We start from the raw sequence: 338 nt of genomic DNA, 5'->3' as shown, positions 1-338 counted from the left end.
GGACTGTTGACGGCGGCGACCTCGACCCGGTCCGCCCACCGCTCCAGACGGGCCGCGGCCTCGTCGGCGCTCAGCGCGACGGAGGCCATGCCGCCCCGCCCGGCCAACTCCTCGGCAATGGCCTGACTCCGCAGGGCCACCACCCGCGCCGCGTCCTCCAACGACAGCGCCCCCGAGACACACGCGGCAGCGATCTCACCCTGCGAATGGCCGACGACCGCGTCAGGGCGGACACCGACCGAGGACCACACGGCCGCCAGACCGACCATCACCGCGAAACTCGCCGGCTGGAGCACGTCCACCCGCTCCAGCAACTCCGGCGCCGCCTCCCCCCGCAG

1 protein-coding gene is annotated in these 338 nt (G+C 74.6%); it reads right to left on the bottom strand.

Going from position 1 to position 338, the window contains the following annotated elements:
* A partial coding sequence (locus WDV06_RS37265) for an acyltransferase domain-containing protein (protein ID WP_395514214.1) occupies positions 1-338 on the bottom strand: 338 nt, incomplete at both ends.

It is taken from the genome of Streptomyces racemochromogenes (assembly GCF_044129415.1).
GTDB classification, from domain to species: domain Bacteria; phylum Actinomycetota; class Actinomycetes; order Streptomycetales; family Streptomycetaceae; genus Streptomyces; species Streptomyces racemochromogenes_A.
Note: the sequence above shows the minus strand (reverse complement) of the source record. Positions and strands in the feature narration are given on the sequence as shown.